We start from the raw sequence: 14,361 nt of genomic DNA on the forward strand, positions 1-14,361 counted from the left end.
CAAAAAGGAGAAAAAAGACTATTTTGACAAATCATCTACTTGTTTTGCAATCAGATTTTGGTCTGGTTGACGGAGCCGTTGCGGCTATGGTTGGGATAGCTTTGCAAGATGAAAATCCATAATTTAACGCACGAAATCACTCCTTACAATATTTTTGAAGCCTCTTACCGTTTGTTCCAAACGGTGGAATATTGGCCTGAAGGCACTACTTTTATCTCTGTTGTTGACCCTGGAGTTGGCTCAAAACGTAAAAGTGTGGTGGCTTTGACCGAAAACAATCAATACATCGTGACGCCTGACAACGGTACCTTGACGTACATCAAAACTCATATGGGTATCAAGGCTATTCGTGAAATTTCAGAAGTCAAAAATAGACGCCAAAACACCGAGTATTCTTACACTTTCCACGGTCGTGATGTCTATGCCTATACAGGTGCTAAATTAGCCAGCGGGCACATCACTTTTGAAGAAGTTGGACCAGAATTGCCCGTGGATGCTGTGCTCGAATTGCCTGTTGTTGAAACGGTGATTGGGGACAATTTTGTTCGTGGAGCTGTGGATATCTTGGATGTGCGTTTTGGGTCTTTGTGGACATCTATCAAACGTGAAGATTTCTACACCTTAGAACCTGAATTTGGTGACCGCTTTGAAGTGACCATTTCCAACAACGATATGTTGGTTTATCAAAATCAAGTCACCTATGGCAAATCTTTTGCGGATGTTCGCATTGGTCAGCCAATTCTCTATATCAATTCTCTTTACCGTGTTGGTTTAGCCATTAACCAAGGTTCTTTTGCCAAAGCTTATAATGTCGGTGTGGGTTCAAACTGGCATATCGAAATTAAAAAATTAGGAGGATAGTTCATGACAAATCAATCAATCAAAACCGTTGTTGCGACAGGAATTGGGGCTGCTTTGTTTATCATCATCGGGACTTTAGTCAACATCCCAACGCCAATTCCAAACACGAATATCCAGCTGCAGTATGCTGTGATTGCCCTCTTTGCGATTATTTATGGTCCAACGGTTGGCTTTTTCTCAGCCTTTATCGGACACGCCCTAAAAGACGCCCTTCAATACGGTTCTCCGTGGTGGACTTGGGCTTTAGTTAGTGGCTTGATTGGACTAGCTATTGGTTTGTTGTCAAAACGCATCAATATTGAGAAAAATCCCTTAACTGCTAAGGATTACGTTTTGTTTAATGTGGTGCAAATTCTTGCGAATGTCGTGGGCTGGGGGATTATCGCACCTTATGGTGACATTTTGATTTACAGCGAACCAGCCAATAAAGTCTTTGCACAAGGATTTTTATCTGCTTTTATCAATAGTTTGACGATTGCTATCGGTGGTTCTTTACTGCTTGCTGTCTATTCACGTACACGGACACAATCAGGCAGTTTGACCAAAGACTAGACGGTCTGACAAGCTATTTTAGCTAACGAAGGAGTGGGGTGCACATTGATGGGTAAAATCATGACAACATCCCACTTTTATTATTTTTTAGGAGAATCATATGAAGCCCTTTATACAATTTAAGGATTTCACGTTTAAATACGATGTTCAAGCGGAGCCAACGTTAAAGGCCATTGACTTGACGATTGAAAAAGGTCAAAAGGTCTTGATTGTAGGTGCTTCAGGGTCAGGCAAATCCACTATTGGTCATTGTTTAAATGGCATTATCCCAAACATTCACCAAGGGGAAAAAATAGGTCAGCTACTTATTGATGGTCAGGATGTTTTTGACCAATCGGTTTATGATAAATCCCGCTTGGTTTCCACTGTGTTGCAGGATCCAGATGGGCAATTTATCGGTTTAACTGTGGCGGAGGACTTGGCTTTTTCACTGGAAAATGACTGTGTGCCTTTGCCAGAAATGCAGTCCAAGGTTCAATCTTGGGCGGAGCGCTTGGATTTGACGGCCTTTTTGCAGTATCGTCCACAAGATTTGTCAGGTGGGCAAAAGCAGCGCGTGAGTTTGGCTGGGGTCTTGATTGACGAAAGTCCGATTTTGCTATTTGACGAACCTTTGGCTAACCTTGACCCCAAGTCTGGTCAGGAAACCATTGATTTGATTGACCGCATTCACAAGGAAGAAGAAGCGACGACTATTATTATCGAGCATCGCTTGGAGGACGTGCTTTACCGACCTGTGGATAAGATTGTCTTGGTCAATGACGGACACATTCTTTTTGACGGCGATCCAGATAGCCTTTTAAAAACGGATTTGCTGATGGAAAATGGGATCCGCGAACCGCTTTACATCACGGCTTTGAAAGATTTGGGTGTGGATATTGAAGCCATGGACAATTTATCACGCATTGCAGATCTCAAACTTCCCCAAATCACCTTGGAGTCGCACGGATTTGCTGACAAGCAGCCAACGAAAGCACCGCTGCTCAGTGTGCAAAACCTAACCTTTGCCTACCAAAAAGACCAGCCAGTGCTAAAAGGAATGATCCTAGATGTCCACAAGGGGGAACGCATTGCCATTGTCGGCAAGAACGGTTCAGGCAAATCAACCCTTGCCAAAGCCATCTGCCAATTTATCACATCAGATGGGGATATTTTCTACCAAGGCCAATCCGTCATGTCTGATTCCATCAAGGAACGTGCTGAAAAGATTGGTTATGTCTTGCAAAATCCCAATCAAATGATTAGCCAAACCATGGTCTTTGACGAAGTAGCACTAGGCCTTCGCCTACGTGGGATTGACGAGGCTAGTGTGGAGCAGCGTGTCCTTGACACCTTGAAAATCTGTGGCTTATTTCCTTTTCGAAAATGGCCTATCTCAGCCTTGTCTTTTGGGCAAAAGAAACGCGTCACCATCGCTTCGGTCCTTGTGATGAATCCAGAAATTCTCTTGCTGGATGAACCAACAGCAGGGCAAGACAAGAAGAATTATACTGAGATTATGACCTTCTTGGACGAATTGAGCCAAGCAGGGCATACGATTATGATGATAACGCATGATATGCAACTGATGCTGGAACATTCAGACCGCAGTGTGGTGATTAGTGATGGGCAGATTATTGCAGATTGTTCCCCAGTCGCCTTATTTAGTCAACCGTCTATTTTGAAACAAGCCAATCTTAAAAAGACCAGATTATTTAAGCTGGCTGAGATTTTGGGTGTGGACCCCATTGATTTGACGCATTATTACATTGAACAACAAGGAGGCAATCCGCTATGACAAATCGCCTGATTGGTTTTCAAAGTGGTCGTGGTTTTCTCTACTCCCTGTCAGGTGCCAGCAAACTCATTTTCTTTATTTTGGTTTCTGTTGCCTGCATGACCACTTACGACACCCGTTTGATTTTGGCTATCGGTATTTTTTCGGTTTTACTATTTAAAATGGCGGGCATTCGTTGGCACCAAGTGTCCTTTGTCATCACCTTTGTTGCTGTTTTTGCCTTGTTAAATGTTTTGATGGTTTACCTGTTTGCCCCAGATTACGGGGAAATGATTTACGGTAGCAAGATCATTTTATGGCAAGGCATCGGGCGGTTTAACCTCACGGCTCAGGAACTTTTTTACCTGTTTAATTTGGCCTTGAAGTATTTTTGTACCGTACCGCTGGCCATCTTGTTCTTGATGACCACTCACCCCAGCCAATTTGCCTCTAGTCTTAATCAGATTGGGGTGCCTTATAAAATTGCTTACGCGATTAGCTTGACTTTGCGTTATATTCCTGATGTGCAGGAAGAATTTTACATGATTCGTATGTCACAAGAAGCGCGTGGCTTGGAATTGTCTTCGAAAGAATCACTAGTTAAGCGCATAAAAGGCAACCTGCAAATCGTCATTCCCATTATCTTTAGTTCCCTAGAACGCATTGACACGGTATCGACAGCTATGGCGCTGCGCCGTTTTGGGAAAAATAAAAAACGCACTTGGTACACTTACAAGCAATTAACCAGAGATGATTTTCTAACCATTCTCTTGGCGCTCGTGATTGTTGGAGTGAGCCTTTGGCTCTTTCATCTCAACGGTGGCCGTTTTTACAATCCATGGCACTAAAAAGAATCTTATCATCAGGCCCTTTTGGGACTGGTGATAAGATTCTTTTTTATTTCAAATACCCTAAATAATCGAATTTTTCAAAGGTGTTGTCACTAGCGATGGCAACCACTTTGGTATTAGGCTCAAAGACCTCACTAGGATTGATATCGGTATCAAGCGTGGTCAGATTTTTTCGGCGAATACCAATCAAGTTCAAGGCGTATTTGTTGCGTAAATCTAGTTGAATCAGATTTTTACCCACCCAAGAATCTGGAATGGAAAATTCAATCATAGACACCGTATCTTCCAAATGCACGATGTTATCAATGCGGTGGCGGAGCATATTTGAGGAAACGGTTTTTCCCGAATCACGCTCAGGAGTGATGACCTTGGTTGCTCCGATGCCATAAAGCACTTCTTCGTAAGTGGCATTTTTGGCCTTGGCTAAGATGGTTTTGACCCCTAATTTCTTACAATGCATGATGGCTAGGACAGAAGATTCTAAACTAGTTCCTGTCGCAATCACCACCTTGTCACATTGGGCGATGCCCACCGCTTTTAAAAATTCAATATCGGTGATGTCACCAACAGCGGCTTTGCTGACAAATTCTGCCACGTCTTGGACGCTGTTTTCCTTGCAATCCACGGCGATGACGTCTTGTTCAAATTTGCTGAGTTCTTCAGCGACTGTGCGACCAAAAATCCCTAAACCAAGGACACCAATAATTTTTTTCGTCATAGTTTTTCCTTCTATCCCATATTTATCGTTGTTTGTGCGTAATGAATATCTTTTCTCTTACGTTGCAAGAGGCTCAACAGAACCGTGATGGGACCGACACGCCCCACAAACATTAGCACCATGATGACAATGCGTCCCCCAGTTGACAATTGCGGGGTTAAATCCATTGACACTCCCACTGTCGCAATAGCAGAAATAGCTTCAAACAGTAGGGCTAAAGGATTGTGATGAGGTTCAAAGAGCAAGAGTGCCATGTAACCTACCGTCAAAATGGTGAAAAAGAAAATCAAGATGGTAAAGGTCTGTTTGATGACCTTGTTGGCAATAACGCGATTGCGGAAGGTCACTTCAGTTTGCCCTGTTAATTCTGCCTTAAAGAGCAAGAACGTAATAGCAGCTGCAGTGACCTTGACCCCACCAGCCGTACCGCCAGGAGCACCACCAATAATCATTTGAAGCATATACAAGACATTGGTAACAGGATGCGTATCGACATAAGAAATGGTTGAAAAACCAGCCGTTCTCATAGTAACGGATTGGAAGAAAGATACCATCCATTGTTGGAAAATATTGTAATGCCCGATGGTCTTTGGGTTTTTGTATTCCATGAGCCAGCTCAAGACGGTACCCAGTAGCAAAACAATCCCTGTTGTTGCTAAAACCAGCCGTGTTTGATTGCTCAAAGAACGTGAAAAAGTTGTGAAACGATAAGGCTTGTCAGTCAAAAAGCGTTTGACGGCATCTCTCAAATCCAGCAAAACCGCAAACCCAATCCCACCTGAGAAAATCAAAATAGCAAGGACTATATTGATCAAAGGGTTGAGAACAAAAGGTCTTAGACTAGCATCACCGAGGTTGTCAAAACCGGCATTACAAAAGGCGGAAACTGATAAAAAGATGGCATTGAAGATCCCATGTCCCACCCCAAAACGAGGAATGAAGTCAAATAGCAAGACCACCGCCATTGCCAACTCAAACACTAAGGTGAATTTATAAGCGCTAAACAAATATTGCCGCAAGTTATTGCTGTTGTCATAGTTCAGTGCAGATTGCAGCAAATGCTGCTCAGACAAATTCATGCGACGGCGCATGAGGTAAAGACTGACAGAAATTAAGGTCACCAAGCCTAAACCACCAATTTGCATGAGCAATATCACAATCACTTGCCCTAAACCATTATAAACAGAGGCTACGGGAAAGACCGATAGCCCTGTCACGCAAACCATGGATACAACATTGAATAAATGGTCAAGATAGGTCGTTGCAGGTGCGTCTGGATAATGCGTGATAGGCATAGAGAGCAAAAGGCTCCCGATAATAATAACAATAATAAAACTAAACGTTAACCGTTGTATGCTTGTTAAGGATTTAAAAAACGTAATCACCATTCATCTCCTTTTTAGAGTGGCTTTTTATTGGGCATTCCTGGCTTACGTGGGTACTTGTTTGGGGTTTCTTTTTTCTTTTCCAAAACGGTCATCTGACGAGGGTCACCATTTGGTAGGGTGTAGTGTTTGTTTTCGATAACCTTGGCAAAGAGCAGCTTCATAGCATTTTGAGCATCTGCCAATTCTTCCTCAGCAGCTGAGGCTTTCAAGGCAACCAATCGTCCCCCTACTTTTAAGAAAGGAATGGTCAATTCAGTCAAAACTTGCAAACGGGCAACAGCGCGTGCGGTTACGATATCGTAAGTGGCACGAAAGGTCTTGTCTTGTCCAAAATCTTCAGCGCGCCCATGGTAGAAATGCACACCATCCAACTCCAAGGCTTCTGCCAAGAGATTGAGAAATTGAATGCGTTTGTTGAGCGAATCAATAATAGTGACATCAATCTCAGGACACAAAATCTTGATTGGGATACTTGGAAAACCAGCCCCAGCCCCAATATCTAAGAGGCGGATAGCTTGATTGGTAATATTACCCTGCAAAACAGGAGCCACGGAATCATAAAAATGCTTGAGGTAAACATCCTCTTTTTCAGTAATTGCTGTCAAATTGATTTTTTGATTCCACTCCACAAGCAAGTGAAAATAAGTTTCAAATTGCTGCTTTTGCTTATCACTCAAATCAAAGCCTTGCTGGCTCAATTGCTGGTAAAATTCTTCTGGTGTCATCTTTATCTTGTCGGAAAAAAGCCCGACTTTCCTTTCCTAGTAATTCTAAACAGTTCTTATTTTACCACAAATACGACTTGATAACAGGCTGAAAATGTCATTGCCCAAAAAGCCTTCTATTTCGTCACTTATCATTTTGAAAATGGTTTTAAAATTGGTATAATATGCCTAGTTAAAAGACATTGGAAATGTCTGATTATTGTTGTTAATATGCGTCCATTTGGATGCCTGACTGTTAAGGGAGAATGATATGGCTTTGATCATAGTTGTTGTAATTATCGTCTTAATTCTTTGGGGCATTGCCCTTTATAATGGCTTGGTTAGAAGCCGTATGCAAACCAAAGAATCTTGGAGTCAAATTGACGTGCAGTTGAAACGCCGAAATGACTTGATTCCTAATCTCATTGAAACGGTTAAGGGTTATGCTGCTTACGAGGAAAAAACCTTTGCTAAAATCACAGAATTGCGTCAACAAGTGGCAGATGCCAAAACACCAGCCGAAGCCATGCACGCTTCAAATGCCTTGACAAATCAATTGTCAAACCTCATTGCTGTGGCAGAAAACTACCCTGATTTGAAAGCCAACAACAGCTTTATCAAGCTCCAAGACGAGTTGACCAATACTGAAAATAAAATCGCTTATTCACGCCAGTTGTTTAACACCACAACGGCAAATTATAACATGAAATTAGAAACCTTCCCAAGCAATCTTATTGCAGGAATGTTTGGGTTTAAACCAAGCCAATTTTTGGAAACACCTGAAGAAGAGAAAGATGTTCCAAAAGTAACCTTTGATTTTTAAATCTGACGTCACAGAGAAAGGAATACAAAAAGCCTCATGTGAAGGCTTTTAACAAAATATGCTATATAATCAAATTTCCAGTAATAAAAGACGAACCGTTGTCTTGCTTATTGTGTTTTTCATGCTATTAGCGGCAATTGGTGCGGCGGTTGGTTACCTTTGGTTGGGAGATATGACTTTTGGGGTAGTCATTGCCGTGATTATCGGTGCTATTTATGCCATGAGCATGATTTTCCAATCCACCAATGTTGTCATGTCAATGAACCATGCGCGTGAGGTGACCGAGCAAGAAGCTCCGCAACTTTATCACATTGTTGAAGATATGGCGATGGTGGCGCAAATTCCTATGCCTCGTGTCTTTATCATCGAGGACCAATCGCTTAATGCCTTTGCAACAGGTTCTAGCCCTGAAAATGCAGCCGTTGCGGCTACGACAGGCCTCTTAGCCGTGATGAACCGTGAAGAATTAGAAGGAGTCATTGGGCATGAGGTGAGCCACATTCGCAATTATGATATCCGTATTTCCACCATTGCCGTGGCTTTAGCGAGTGCCATTACCTTACTATCTAGCCTTGGTAGTCGGATGATTTGGTTTGGCGGTGGGCGTCGTCGTTCAGATGACCGTGACAATGGCACAGGGCTTTTGGTTTTTCTCTTTTCCATTTTGTCTTTAATCCTAGCTCCTTTGGCAGCGACCTTGGTTCAATTGGCTATTTCAAGGCAGCGTGAGTATTTGGCAGATGCTAGCTCGGTAGAATTAACCCGCAACCCACAAGGCATGATTAATGCCCTTCAAAAATTGCAACAATCTGCTCCAATGCAGCAACCTGTTGATGCAGCCAGCGCAGCATTGTACATCAATGACCCTATCAAGAAGGAAGAACGCTTGACCTCATTGTTTAGCACGCACCCATCTATTTCCGACCGCATCGAGCGCTTACGTCAGATGTGAGAATAAGGCATATCTGTGGTATAATGGTGTAAGGGAGGTTTTTAGGCTATCTCCCCGATACGACAAATAGAGGTTTTAAAGATATGTTTTCAATTTTAGAAATAAAGAAAAATAGTGACGGTATTGCTTTTGACCGTTCCTTAGATATTAAAGAAAAACTTCAAGCGCGTGACGAGGACATTTTAGATGTCAAAGACGTTCGTGCGACTGGTCATCTTTCTTACGATGACGGCTTGTATTTGCTCCAATACACGTTGGGCTATACGTTGACCTTGCCGTCTAGTCGTTCGATGCAGCCTGTTGAGTTTCATCAAGAAGAACTCGTTTCAGAGATTTTCGTTGAAGCATCAGACCTTGCGGACAAGGAAGAATTAGTCAGAGAAAATTTAGCCATGGTTATCGAAGATGGTTTTATCGATTTAGAAGAAAGCGTCATTGATAACATTTTGCTAGGTATTCCGATGCAAGTTTTGAGTGAAGAAGAGCAAGCTTCAGCAGAAATGCCATCAGGCAATCATTGGTCTGTTTTGACAGAAGAGCAATACGATGCTCTCCAAGACGAAAAGAAAAAGGCCAATAATCCTTTTGCCTCTTTAGGTGGCTTATTTGATGATGAGTAAATCACTTCATAAAAACGTAAGGGACGATGAAAAAGCTTCAGGAGAGGCTTTTTTGTCTGGTCGTTTTCAAATAACTTTTTAATAATATGAGATTATTTGAGAATTGTCTTGAAATTTCATAATCACTTTGATATACTTTTAAAGCTGTGCAACATGACTTATTTTTAGGGATTAGAGATAAGTGTTGCTGGAAAAAGTGAAAAAGAAAAAATAATAATAAATGGTAGGTTGGACACATGAGTAAAAAAATTTTAATCATTGAAGATGAAAAAAATCTAGCACGGTTTGTGTCTTTGGAATTACAACACGAAGGGTATTCGGTTGTTGCAGAAGAAAATGGTCGTCAAGGGTTGCAATTGGCTTTGAACGAAGACTTTGACCTTGTTTTGTTGGATTTGATGCTTCCAGATATGGACGGTTATGAAATCACACGCCGTCTTCGCTTGGAAAAAGAATACTTATCCATCATTATGATGACGGCTCGTCATTCAACAATGGATATCGTGGCTGGTTTGGACCGCGGTGCAGATGATTACATTGTAAAACCATTTGCAATTGAAGAATTGCTTGCTCGTATTCGTGCGGTTTTCCGTCGTCAAGATGCAGAGTACAAAGCCCTAAAAGAAGGTCAAAATAAAGAAGATGCTGTGGGCTTAAAACTAAACCCGCAAAACCGTTCAGTTATTCGAGGCCAAGAAGATATTCCATTGACCAAACGCGAATACGATTTGTTGTCAATTCTTTTGTCTAATACAAACCGTGTATTGACACGTAAAGAATTGTTGTCTAATGTTTGGAAGTACGACAAAGACGTTGAAACCAACGTTGTGGATGTTTACATTCGCTACCTTCGTGGAAAATTAGATATCCCAGGTAAGGATTCTTACATCCAAACTGTTCGAGGCATGGGTTATATTATTCGAGAAAATTAATGAATCGTTTGAAAGAAAAGCTTTTAAATAAGCGACTATCGCGATCGTCGATATTGCCACTGCTTTTGATGATAACGGCTTTCAATATTGTCCTTTATCAAGGATTTACGCAGCTTTTTTTGGCAAATGACCGTTATCAAATGAAAAAAGACCTCCGTTCAATGACAAAAGTCTTGTCTAAGGAATCTGAATTGACGACATCTGTCTTGGTATCCCTTTTTAATGCGGATCATTTGTCTAATGTAGATGGTGATGATCAAGACCAATCATCTGTTGTCCTTGAAAACGATGGTCTGTCTAAATATATTTCGAGTGAGCAGACGGTAGCTATTTTTGATGCGGACAAACACCTGCTGTTAACGACTGATTCGGATTCTAGTCAGTCAGAGGATCTGTTGGCCGAATCATCTAACTACCACAGAGTTGGGACGAGAGGGTATTATTTAACGACTAAGGTTGTATCCGAGAAAACCCATGGAACCATTGGTTACGTGATCGTTTTTCAAGACTTAAAACTGTATGAAAAAACGCGTCGTTATCTCTTGCTCTTCTTGATAGTGCTTGAAGTAGTTGCTCTTATTGTTATCTTATTGCTCTTTAAACGGATGACTAAGCCTTATTTGAAACCCTTGGAGGATCTTAAATCGTTGGCTGAAACCATTAGCAGTTCACCAGAAGAAACAGGTAATACCAAATGGAAGAATCCTTTGGAGCAGGAATTGGAATTGTTACAAAATGCCAATAATTATTTAGAAGTTGTGGCGGATTACACTAAACACCAATCGCAAGCCATCAGTGAAGTCAGCCATGAGCTTAGGACACCTGTTGCTATTATCAAGGGACACTTGGGCTTGCTTAAACGTTGGGGTAAAGAAGACTCAACGATTTTACAGGAGAGCTTGGACGTTGCCTATGATGAAACAGAAAAAATGTCCATGATGATCGATGAGATTTTGGATAGCATTCGTTTCCAAAATGAAGTTATTGAAAATAGGGATCAAAAGACTGATTTGAAAGCGTCTATTGAAAAACTATTGGAAAAAATCCGTGTCGTTTATCCAGATGTTTCCTTCAACGTTTCTCTTCCTGAGAACAAGAGCATTATGGCAAATATCTACCAGCATCATTTTGAACAGTTAATGCTCATTTTGATTGACAATGGGGTCAAGTACTCAACAAAAATCAAACGCATTCACATTACGTTGGAATTGTCAGACAAGCAACCTTTGCTTAAAATTCGAGATGAGGGAAATGGGATGGCGAAGGAAGAAATCAATTACATTTTCGAGCGCTTTTATCGTTCTGACACCTCGCAACCTGTTAGTGAAGTGGTGCAAGGGCTTGGCATTGGCTTAAATGTTCTCAAACAAATTGCCGAAGTTTACCGCTTAAAAGTGACAGTTAACAGTGTCATTGACGAGGGAACAAAGTTCAAGGTCTTATTTCCTGAATGCCGCTAAGAGTTAGGTTTTAACCTAGCTCTTTTTGTCTGCCAAAGTTCTTGTTGATAGTAGCTCCCAAGGGTAATGCCTTTTATAATCTTCTATTTTATGGTAAAATAAAGTACTATATTACAATGGGTAGAATGGGGTGTGAGCATGCGTTGTCCAAAATGCAATTATCATAAATCGAGTGTTATTGATAGCCGTCAGGCTGAAGATGGCAATACCATAAGACGTCGTCGAGAATGTGAAAACTGTCATACGCGTTTTACAACTTTTGAACGCATCGAAGAGTTGCCTTTGTTGGTCATTAAAAAGGATGGAACGAGGGAACAATTTTCGCGTGAAAAGGTGCTAAATGGGATTTTCCAAAGTGCTCAAAAACGCCCAGTTTCTAGCGATGACCTTGAACAAGTGGTGTCGCGCATTGAAAAGAGCATTCGAAGCGATTATGATAGTGAGGTGCCAAGCACCGTCATCGGTAATTTGGTGATGGACGAGTTGGCAGAGCTAGATGAAATCACTTATGTCCGTTTTGCCTCAGTTTATAAGTCTTTCAAAGATGTCGATGAGATTGAGGAGTTGCTCCAACAAATCACTAATCGTGTTCGCAGCAAGAAAAAAAGAAGTGATAATGTAGATGAGACCGATTGAAGAGTTTTCGTATATCAAGAACAATAAGGTTGTCTTGGATTCAGATAGCCTAACGCAGCTCTATCTTCCTGTTATCGGTAATCAAGCGACAGCTCTTTATCATTATCTAAATGCCTTTTTTGATAATGGTGCTAAGCGTCATAAATTTAGTGAAATCCTCAATCACCTTCAGGTTAGCATGGGGGATTTGGAAGAAGCATTAGCTATTTTAACAGCGATTGATTTGCTGGTTTTGTACCAAACGCGTAACGGTTATGTGTTTAAATTAGTCCAGCCCTTGTCTCGCGAAGCTTTTTTGGGCAATCCCATTTACCGCCGTTTGTTAGAAAAAGAAATCGGTGAGGTTGCCGTGGCAGAATTGGATATGAGCCTTCCTCAGGATGCTAGGGACATTTCCAAAAACTTTTCGGATATTTTCTCTGCGGAAGCGCCAGCTATCAAGCGGCCAGTGTCTAAAAATCATTTTGATTTGGGGAGTTTCCAACGTTTAATGGCGCGTGATGGACTGCGTTTCAAGGACGAGCAATCAGATGTGTTGACCATTTACGGGATTGCAGATAAGCACCGTCTTAATTGGTTTGATACCTATCGTTTGGCTCAACAAACGGCTATCGGTGGTACTATTTCGCCTAAACGGATGCTGGTGCAATTGGAACAAAGCAAGGAAAATCCGGCTCCCGCTGGCGAAACCTTTAGTGCCAAAGAGCAGGTTATTCTCCGTGAAGCCAAGCAAGATAGTGCCAGCGATTTTCTGACTAAAATCAAATCGCCACGTCATGCGGTAGTCATTGCGAGTGAACGTCAACTCTTGGAAGAGTTGGCCAACATGGGCTTTTTGGATGAAGTGATTAACATCATGGTCTTGTACACTTTAAATAAAACGAAGTCAGCCAACCTCAACAAGGCTTATATCTTAAAATTGGCTAATGACTTTGCTTACCACAAGATTGCCACGGCCGAGGCGGCTATGTTGCAAATGCGGTCATTCTCACAACGACGCAAGGATCAAAAACAAACGGCCAAAGAAAGCAAGAAAAATATCCCTAAATGGGCTGAACAAGATTACAAACACGAGGCAACAGCTGAGGAAAAAGCCAAATTGGAAGCCCTCAAACGTAGCATGCTAGAAGATTAAAGGAAAGGAGCGAGCGATGGAAAAAATAGGAGATACTTTAGCAAAACAGCTTCACAACAAACGTCATGACTTGAATGCCTTGACGCAAAAGATTTTGATGGATACTGAAATTGTTGATTTTATTAGTTCTCATGGGCTCACACAAGAGCAAATCACACGCAGCTTGCCTAAATTTAATCAATTTATGGTGGAACGCGACAAGTTTCAACAAGGTGATGCTTCTTACGTTGCCAAGGGTTACAGGCCAGCCCTCAGCATGAATGAAGGCTATGCCGATGTGGTGTATTTGGAAACGCGTGAATTGGTTGAGGCCAAAAAGCAGCAAGATATCAAGAACCGTGTGACTTTGATGGGCTTGCCATCTAGCTTCAAGCAGATTTCAACGGATGACATTGATTTGGACGATCCCAATCGGATTGAGATTTACCATTATATCACCGAGTACATCAATCGTTTTGACATGACGACTCAAAAAGGTCTGTATGTTTTTGGGACGTTTGGGGTTGGTAAATCCTACTTGATGGCTTATTTGGCCAATCGTTTGTCTGCCAAGTACGGCAAATCAACAACCATGTTGCATTTTCCAACCTTTTGTGTTGGCATCAAGAGTGCGATCAATACAGGTACCGTCAAGGAAGAAATTGATCAGCTCAAAGCGGCAGAAATTTTGATTTTGGATGATATCGGGGCGGAACAATTTAGCCCGTGGATTCGTGACGATGTCTTGCAGGTGATCTTACAGTACCGCATGCAAGAAAATCTATTGACGTTTTTCACGTCTAACCTTGATTTTAAGGATTTAGAGGCTCATTTTGCTACATCACGCTCAGGTGATGAAACATGGCAAGCCAAACGAATTATGGAGCGGATTCGCTACCTTGCTAAAGAGATTCATTTACAAGGTGATAACAGACGTTGACAGCATAAATAACTCATAACGAAATGAACTAGAAAGGAAGGCTTGGCTAGGGTG

The 14,361-nt window shown here is 41.7% G+C and carries 13 protein-coding genes and 3 pseudogenes; 13 read left to right on the forward strand and 3 right to left on the reverse strand.

Annotation, left to right across the window (positions count from 1 at the left end; genetic code table 11):
• Positions 1 to 23 precede the first annotated feature (23 nt).
• The 5 genes and pseudogenes from HFK82_RS00405 (at position 24) to HFK82_RS00420 (ending at position 4,017) form a co-directional block, all read left to right on the forward strand.
• Positions 24 to 861 (forward strand): annotated as a pseudogene (locus HFK82_RS00405) (SAM hydrolase/SAM-dependent halogenase family protein).
• Positions 862 to 864: 3 nt separating this feature from the next.
• Positions 865 to 1,413: an ECF-type riboflavin transporter substrate-binding protein gene (locus HFK82_RS00410; protein WP_154454773.1), complete on the forward strand. Its 549-nt coding sequence runs from the start codon at positions 865 to 867 to the stop codon at positions 1,411 to 1,413.
• A gap of 100 nt (positions 1,414 to 1,513) precedes the next feature.
• Positions 1,514 to 2,359, forward strand: a pseudogene (locus tag HFK82_RS09235) (ATP-binding cassette domain-containing protein); the annotation flags it as partial.
• 33 nt (positions 2,360 to 2,392) lie between these two features.
• Positions 2,393 to 3,190, forward strand: a pseudogene (locus tag HFK82_RS09240) (energy-coupling factor ABC transporter ATP-binding protein); the annotation flags it as partial.
• Positions 3,187 to 4,017 (forward strand): energy-coupling factor transporter transmembrane component T family protein, encoded by an 831-nt coding sequence (locus HFK82_RS00420; RefSeq protein ID WP_154454771.1) that lies wholly within the window; start codon positions 3,187 to 3,189, stop codon positions 4,015 to 4,017. The pseudogene HFK82_RS09240 and the gene HFK82_RS00420, both read left to right, overlap by 4 nt.
• Before the next feature lie 49 nt (positions 4,018 to 4,066).
• On the opposite strand, the gene ktrA is transcribed toward HFK82_RS00420, so the two are convergent.
• The 3 genes from ktrA to rsmG are packed head-to-tail and all read right to left on the reverse strand — an operon-like array spanning position 4,067 to position 6,851.
• Complete coding sequence (ktrA, locus tag HFK82_RS00425; RefSeq protein WP_168260407.1) at positions 4,067 to 4,738, reverse strand: potassium uptake transporter gating subunit KtrA; 672 nt, start codon at positions 4,736 to 4,738, stop codon at positions 4,067 to 4,069.
• Between the two features lie 11 nt (positions 4,739 to 4,749).
• Positions 4,750 to 6,126: a TrkH family potassium uptake protein gene (locus HFK82_RS00430; protein ID WP_168260408.1), complete on the reverse strand. Its 1,377-nt coding sequence runs from the start codon at positions 6,124 to 6,126 to the stop codon at positions 4,750 to 4,752.
• Positions 6,127 to 6,137: 11 nt separating this feature from the next.
• Positions 6,138 to 6,851 carry a 16S rRNA (guanine(527)-N(7))-methyltransferase RsmG gene (rsmG, locus tag HFK82_RS00435; RefSeq protein WP_154454768.1) on the reverse strand — a complete coding sequence of 238 codons (714 nt, stop codon included), beginning with the start codon at positions 6,849 to 6,851 and terminating at the stop codon, positions 6,138 to 6,140.
• A 250-nt stretch (positions 6,852 to 7,101) separates the two neighbouring features.
• Here rsmG and HFK82_RS00440 point away from each other — a divergent pair, with 250 nt between their 5' ends.
• The 8 genes from HFK82_RS00440 to dnaI all read left to right on the forward strand — a co-directional run bounded on the left by HFK82_RS00440 (position 7,102) and on the right by dnaI (position 14,307).
• A complete protein-coding gene (locus HFK82_RS00440) occupies positions 7,102 to 7,653 on the forward strand; it encodes a LemA family protein (protein ID WP_168260409.1) in 552 nt (183 codons plus the stop codon).
• A 58-nt stretch (positions 7,654 to 7,711) separates the two neighbouring features.
• Positions 7,712 to 8,605, forward strand: coding sequence for a zinc metalloprotease HtpX (gene htpX / locus HFK82_RS00445; RefSeq protein WP_168260410.1), 894 nt, complete (start codon positions 7,712 to 7,714; stop codon positions 8,603 to 8,605).
• Positions 8,606 to 8,688: 83 nt separating this feature from the next.
• Entirely contained in the window at positions 8,689 to 9,225 is a 537-nt protein-coding gene (locus HFK82_RS00450) for a YceD family protein (protein WP_154454765.1), read from the forward strand.
• A 236-nt stretch (positions 9,226 to 9,461) separates the two neighbouring features.
• A complete protein-coding gene (locus tag HFK82_RS00455) occupies positions 9,462 to 10,157 on the forward strand; it encodes a response regulator transcription factor (protein ID WP_168260411.1) in 696 nt (231 codons plus the stop codon).
• A gap of 68 nt (positions 10,158 to 10,225) precedes the next feature.
• The gene (locus HFK82_RS00460) at positions 10,226 to 11,617 is read left to right on the forward strand and encodes a sensor histidine kinase (protein ID WP_272869837.1); all 1,392 of its coding nucleotides are present in this window, start codon (positions 10,226 to 10,228) and stop codon (positions 11,615 to 11,617) included.
• Between the two features lie 138 nt (positions 11,618 to 11,755).
• Positions 11,756 to 12,253 carry a transcriptional regulator NrdR gene (nrdR, locus tag HFK82_RS00465; protein WP_154454762.1) on the forward strand — a complete coding sequence of 166 codons (498 nt, stop codon included), beginning with the start codon at positions 11,756 to 11,758 and terminating at the stop codon, positions 12,251 to 12,253.
• The gene (locus HFK82_RS00470) at positions 12,240 to 13,388 is read left to right on the forward strand and encodes a replication initiation and membrane attachment family protein (RefSeq protein WP_168260413.1); all 1,149 of its coding nucleotides are present in this window, start codon (positions 12,240 to 12,242) and stop codon (positions 13,386 to 13,388) included. The genes nrdR and HFK82_RS00470 overlap by 14 nt, the downstream gene beginning before the upstream one ends.
• A gap of 16 nt (positions 13,389 to 13,404) precedes the next feature.
• A complete protein-coding gene (gene dnaI, locus HFK82_RS00475; protein WP_154454760.1) occupies positions 13,405 to 14,307 on the forward strand; it encodes a primosomal protein DnaI in 903 nt (300 codons plus the stop codon).
• Positions 14,308 to 14,361 lie beyond the last annotated feature (54 nt).

This window comes from Streptococcus alactolyticus (genome assembly GCF_012277075.1).
Taxonomy (GTDB): Bacteria; Bacillota; Bacilli; order Lactobacillales; family Streptococcaceae; genus Streptococcus; species Streptococcus alactolyticus.